Consider the following 6,817-nt stretch of genomic DNA (forward strand, 5'->3'; position numbering starts at 1 on the left):
GGAAGTTTCGATTTTCATCACTGCATCGAGGGTGAGTGGTTGTGTCTGACGTACGGGGCGCTCTTCTTCCGCTGACCGCTGCCCAGTCGGGTGTGTGGTACGCGCAGCAGCTCAATCCGCAGAACACAACCTTCAACATCGGTGAATTCCTCGAAATCGCGGGACCGGTGGACGCGGGCCTGTTCGAGGAGGCTGTGCGCCAGGTCGTGGTCGAGGCCGAGACCCTGCGGCTGCGCTTCTCGGAGGCGGACGGCGGCCCCGTGGCCCGAATCCTTCCGGCAGAGAGCTTTGACCAGTACCTGCACGTGGTGGACGTCAGCACCGAGCCCGACCCGTCCGGCGCGGCCCGCGCCTGGATGGCGGCGGACGCCGCGAGGCCCCTGGACCCCGCACACGACCAGCTCTTCCTCTTCGCTCTCTTCAAGCTCTCCGACAACCACTACTTCTGGCTGTACCGCTACCACCACCTGCTGGTCGACGGTTTCACCGTGAACAGGATCACCCGGCGGACGGCGGAGGTGTACTCCGCGCTGGCGGCGGGCGAGACCGTGCCCCCGACCCCCTTCGCCCCGCTGGCGATCCTCCTCGACGAGAAGGCCGCCTACCAGGGGTCCGAGCTCTTCGAGCGGGACCGCGCCTACTGGATCGACCGGCTCGAGGGCTGCCCGGAGCCGGTCAGCCTCTCGGGCGAGCGGCCCGCCCCGGCAGGTGCGCCGGCCAGGCTCACCGCCCAGCTGTCCCCCGTGGCCACCGACCGGCTGCGCGAACTGGCCTCCGACGCCTCCGTCACCTGGCCGCCCGCGTTGATCGCGGCTGTGGCCGCATGGCTCCGGAACCTGACCGGCGCACCGGAGATCGTGCTCGGCCTGCCGGTGTCCAACCGTCTGGGCCGCAACGGCCGGAGTGTCCCCGGCATGGTCTCCAACGTGGTGCCGTTGCGCGTCGAGGTCCGTCCCGACATCACGGTGGGCGAGCTGCTGAACCGGGTGTCCGTCCAGACGCGCGGGGCGATGAAGCACCAGCGCTATCAGTTCGAGGACCTGCGGCACGACCTCGGGATGCTCGCCGACGAACGGCGGCTGGTCGGTCCGCACGTCAACATCATGATGTTCGACTACGACGTCACCTTCGGCGGACACCGGGCCGAGGCGCACAGTCTCTCCACCGGGCCCGTGGACGACATCTCCTTCAACGTCTACGACCGCGGTACGGGCGCCGGGCTGCAGATCGACTTCGACGCCAACCCGGACCTGTACGAGGACGACGCGCTCCGCGCCTACCAGGAGACCTTCCTCGACTTCCTGCACCGGTTCGGCTCGGCCGGCCCGGACGCCCGGGTGGACTCGGTCACGCTCGATGCCGGGCAGATCATGGCTCTGCCCGTGCGCACCGCTGAGCCGAAGGAGCCGGAGCTCCCCAGCGCGTCCGCGAACCGCGCGCCGCGCACCGTGCACGAGGTGGCCCTGTGCCGGCTGTTCTCCGAGGTGCTGGACAAGGACGTCGTCTCCGTTGATGACAACTTCTTCCTCCTGGGCGGCAGTTCGCTCCAGGTGACCCGGTTGGTAGGACAGATCCGCCGCGAACTCAACGCGGAACTGACCCTGCGCACGGTGTTCGAGAACGCCACCGTCGCCACACTCGCGGCGGCGCTCGGCCTCGCCCCCGACGCACGGCCCGCGCTGACGGCCCGGCCCAGGCCGCAGGTGCTGCCGCTTTCGGCGGCCCAGAACCGGCTCTGGTTCCTGAACCAGATGGAGACCGGTGGTGCCGCTGCCTACAACGACGGCCTGACGGTGGAGCTGGCCGGGCGCCCGGACGTCGAATCGCTGCGCGCGGCGCTGGCCGACGTGGTGGCGCGGCACGAGAGCCTGCGGACCGTGTTTCCCGTACGCGACGGCGAACCGCACCAGCTGGTCCTCGCGCCGCACGACGCCCGGCCCGAACTTGTCACCGCGGACACGGCCGACAGCGAGATCGAGCACGAACTGGCCGCCGCGGCACGCCGGGGATTCGACCTCGCGACCGAAGTCCCCGTGCGGGCACACCTGTTCTCGCTGAGCGCCGAACGCCACGTGCTGCTCATCGTGGTGCACCACATCGCGGGCGACGGCTGGTCGGTGGCACCGTTCACCCGCGACCTGTCCACGGCCTACACCGCCCGGCTGGGCGGTGCGGCGCCGCGGTTCACTCCGCTGCCCGTGCAGTACGCCGACTACACGCTCTGGCAGCGCGAACTGCTCGGCGACGAGCAGGACGCGAAGAGCCTTCTCGCCCAGCAGATCGCGCACTGGCGCACCGCGCTGACCGGTCTCCCGGAGGAGCTCGCGCTGCCGGTGGACCGGCAGCGCCCCGCGGTGGCGACCCACGAGGGCGGCAGGGCGGAGCTGCGGCTCGGAGCGGACGTCCACGCACGGCTGCGGGCCATCGCCCAGGAGAGCGGCGCGAGCGTGTTCATGGTGGCGCAGGCGGCCCTCGCCGCGCTGCTGAACCGGATCGGCGCCGGTGACGACATCCCGGTCGGCACCGTCATCGCCGGCCGGACCGACGAAGCGCTCGGCGACCTGGTCGGCTTCTTCGTGAACACGCTGGTGCTGCGGACGGACGTGTCGGGTGACCCGTCCTTCCGTGAGCTGGTGGAGCGGGTGCGGACGGCGAACCTCGCGGCGTACGCGAACCAGGACGTGCCGTTCGAGCGGCTGGTGGAGATCCTCAACCCGGTCCGCTCGCTCGCCCGGCACCCGCTGGCCCAGGTCACCCTTGCCCTGGAGGACAACGAGGCACCGGTACTGGACCTTCCGGGGACCGTCGCGTCCTCGCGCGGGATGGAGACGGACACCGCCAAGTTCGACCTGGCGTTCCGGCTCGGTGAGCGCTTCACCGGCACCGGAGAACCGGCCGGCGTCGACGTTCGTATCGAGTACGCCCGCGACCTCTTCGACGAGTCGACCGCGACCGGTATCGGCCGGCGCTTCCTGCGGCTCCTCGACGCGGTCACGGCGGACCCGGACGGCCGGGTCGCGGCCGTCGGCATCCTGTCCCGAGCCGAGCGCGAGGCCCTGCTCACCGGCTGGAACGACACCGCTCGGGACGTTCCGTACGCCGCCGTGCCCGAGCTGTTCGCCGGGCAGGTCCGCACCGCACCGGACGCGACCGCACTCGTCGCCGACGATGTGTCCTACAGCTACCGCGAACTCGACGCACGGGCCGCCCGCCTGGCCGGGCTCCTGCACGCTCGAGGGGTCCGCCGCGGCAGTGCGGTGGCGGTAGCGCTGGGACGCTCCGCCGACACGGTCGTCTCCCTGCTGGCCGTCATGAAGGCCGGCGCCGCGTACGTGCCCGTGGACCCCGCGTACCCCGCGGACCGCATCGCCTACATCCTCGGCGACGCGCGCCCCGCCCTCGTCATCACCACGAGCGCTCTGCGTGGCGCGCTCCCCGGTGACGGACCCGAGCAGCTGCTGCTCGACGAGACCGAACTGCCCGCCGACGGCTACGGCGTGAGCGGGCTCGTGCCACTGGACGCCGCGTACGTCATCTACACCTCCGGCTCCACCGGGCTGCCCAAGGGCGTCGTCGTCAGCCACTCCGGGGTCGCCAGCATGGCCGCCGCCCACCGCCGCTGGTTCGGCGGCGGCGATGGCCACCGGGTGCTCCAGTTCTCTTCACCCAGCTTCGACGCGTCGATGTGGGAGATCCTGAGCACGCTGCTGAACGGCTCCACGCTGGTCGTGGCGGCCGCCGAGCGGCTGGCCGCCGGGCGGCCGCTGGCAGACCTGCTCGCCGAGCGGCGGATCACGTGCGCCACCCTTCCCCCCGTCGTGCTCTCCGCCATGGGCGAGGCGCGGCTGCCCGCGTCGATGACCCTGGTCACCGCCGGAGAAGCCTGCTCGGCGGAGCTCGTCGACCGGTGGGCCCCCGGCCGCACGATGGTCAACGCCTACGGCCCCACCGAGTCGACCGTCTGCGCCACCATGAGCGCGCCCCTGAGCCCCGGCGCGGGGGCTCCCACCATCGGCCGGCCCATCACCAACACCCGGGTCTACGTGCTCGACGCCGGTCTGAGCCCCGTCCCCGCGGGCGTCCCGGGAGAGCTCTACCTCACCGGCGCCGGACTCGCCCGCGGCTACCACGACCGTGCCGCCCTCACCGCGGAACGCTTCGTGGCCGACCCGTACGGCGCTCCGGGCTCCCGCATGTACCGCACCGGTGACCTCGTGAGCTGGAGCGCGGACGGCGAGCTGGAGTACCTCGGCCGTGCGGACGACCAGGTCAAGATCCGTGGCTTCCGCATTGAGCTCGGCGAGGTCGAGACACGGCTGCTCACGCACGACGACGTCGCGCAGGCTGCCGTGATCGTGCGTGAGGACCGTCCCGGTGACAGGCGGCTCGTCGCCTACACCGTCGCGGCCGACCCGTCCCGCCCCACGGCCGATCCTGCCGAGCTGCGCGGGCACGTCGCCGCGGCCCTGCCGGACTACATGGTGCCCGTCGCCGTCCTGACGCTGGACCGGCTGCCGGTGACCGTCAACGGCAAGCTGGACCGCAGGGCGCTGCCCGCCCCCGATTTCACCCGGCTCAGCTCCGGCCGCGCGCCGCGCACCCACCGGGAGAACGTGCTGTGCGAGCTGTTCGCCGATGTGCTCGGCCTCGAAACGGTCACCATCGACGACGGTTTCTTCGACCTCGGCGGCCATTCCCTCCTCGCCACCCGTCTCATCAGTCGCATTAGGACCGCCCTCGGTGTCGAGCTGACCGTCCGCAGTCTGTTCGAGGCACCGACCGTCGCCGCCCTCGCCGGATGCCTCGGCGATGCGGAGCAGGCACGGCAGGCGCTGACCGTACGCGAGCGCCCGGCCGAGATCCCCCTCTCGCACGCCCAGCGACGCCTGTGGTTCCTCAGCCACCTCGAGGGGCCGAGCGGCACCTACAACCTGGGACTGTGCCTGCGGCTCGACGGCCACGTGGATACCGGCGCCCTGGCGGACGCGCTCGCCGACGTGACCGCGCGCCACGAGGCGCTGCGCACCCTGTTCCCCGACGTCGACGGCCGGCCGCGGCAGCTGATCCTCGACGTGGACGACCCGGCGGCCCGCCCCCGGCTGCATCTCGCCGGAACCGACCCCGACGCGCTCGACGAGGCGCTGAGCGCCGCGGCGGGCGTGGGGTTCGACGTGGTGGGCGAGATCCCGTTGCGCGCCCACCTGTTCACCCTGGCGCCCGACGACCACGTCCTGCTGGTCGTCGTGCACCACATCGCGAGCGACGGGTGGTCGCTCGCACCGCTGGCCGATGACCTGTCCGGGGCGTACGCGGCCCGGCTCGGCGGTGGCGTGCCCGAGTTCGCCGCGCTGCCGGTGCAGTACGCGGACTACACGTTGTGGCAGCGGGACGTGCTCGGTGACGAGGACGACCCGGCGAGTGAGCTCTCACGTCAGGTGGACTACTGGCGGGGACAGCTGGCCGACCTGCCCGAGGCACTGGCCCTGCCGACGGACCGGCCGCGCCCCGCCGAGATGAGCTATCGCGGTGACACCCTCGACTTCACCGTCCCCCCCGAGCTCCACACCCGCCTGTCCCAGGTCGCCCGGGAGTCCGGCGCCAGCCTGTTCATGGTCTTCCAGGCCGCGCTCGCGACGCTGCTGCACAGCCTGGGAGCGGGCGAGGACATTCCGATCGGTTCGCCGGTCGCTGGGCGTACGGACGAGGCGCTGGACGATCTGGTCGGCTTCTTCGTGAACACGTTGGTGCTGCGCACGGACGTGTCGGGTGACCCGACGTTCCGTGAGCTCCTGGAGCGGGTGCGGGAGACGGACCTGGCGGCCTACGCCAATCAGGACGTGCCCTTCGAGCGGCTGGTCGAGGCGCTCAACCCCGAGCGTTCCATGGCCCGCCACCCGCTCTTCCAGGTCTCCCTCCAGCTCCAGAACATCCCGGCGTCCGACCTCGCTCTCCCCGGTGTCGAAGCCCGCCGCCAGCCCGTGCGTCTGGACGCGGCGAAGTTCGATCTGTCGTTCACGTTGGCGGAGTCGGTGGCTGGTGTGGTGGGGAGTGTGGAGTTCTCGGTTGATTTGTTTGACCGGGGGTCGGTTGAGGTGTTGGTGGGGCGTTTGGTGTCGGTGCTGGATGTGGTGGCTGCTGATCCGGGTGTGCGGGTGGGTGCGGTGGATGTGCTGGGTGTGGTGGAGCGTGGGCGGGTTTTGGGGGAGTGGGCTGGTGGTGAGTGTGCGGTGGTGCCGGTGACGTTCCATGGGTTGTTCGAGGCTTCGGTGGCGCGTTGTCCTGGGGCGCCTGCTGTGGTGGGTGTGGATGGGTCGGTGTTGTCGTATGGGGAGGTTGAGGAGTGGGCGAATCGGTTGGCTTGGTGGTTGATCGGTCGGGGTGTGGGTCCTGAGTGTGTGGTGGCGTTGGTGTTGCCGCGGTCTGTGGAGATTGTGGTGGCGCAGTTGGCGGTGTTGAAGGCGGGGGCGGCGTATTTGCCGGTGGATCCGGATTATCCGGAGGACCGGGTTGCTTTCATGCTTGAGGATGCGTCTCCGGTGGTGGTGTTGCGTGAGTTGCCTGTGTTGGGTGGGGAGTTGCCGGTGGTGGCTCCGGGGGTGGTTGTTTCGGGGTTGAGTCCGGCGTATGTGATTTATACGTCGGGTTCGACGGGGCGGCCCAAGGGTGTGGTGGTGGGTCATGGGGGGTTGGCGTCGTTTGCGTTGGCTGAGGTGGAGCGTTTTGCGGTGGGTGCGGGTAGTCGGGTGTTGCAGTTTGCGTCGCCGAGTTTTGATGCGTCGGTGTTGGAGTTGGTGATGACGTTCGCGGCGGGTGCGGC

General features: G+C 70.7%; 1 protein-coding gene. It reads left to right on the forward strand.

What is annotated here, in order from left to right; genetic code table 11:
- Positions 1-41: 41 nt before the first annotated feature.
- Positions 42-6,817, forward strand: a 6,776-nt coding sequence (locus tag ACFVJX_RS30195; RefSeq protein WP_385746223.1) for an amino acid adenylation domain-containing protein, incomplete at its 3' end; no start/stop codon positions are given.

It is taken from the genome of Streptomyces sp. NPDC127177 (assembly GCF_042672475.1).
In the GTDB taxonomy this organism is placed as follows: domain Bacteria; phylum Actinomycetota; class Actinomycetes; order Streptomycetales; family Streptomycetaceae; genus Streptomyces.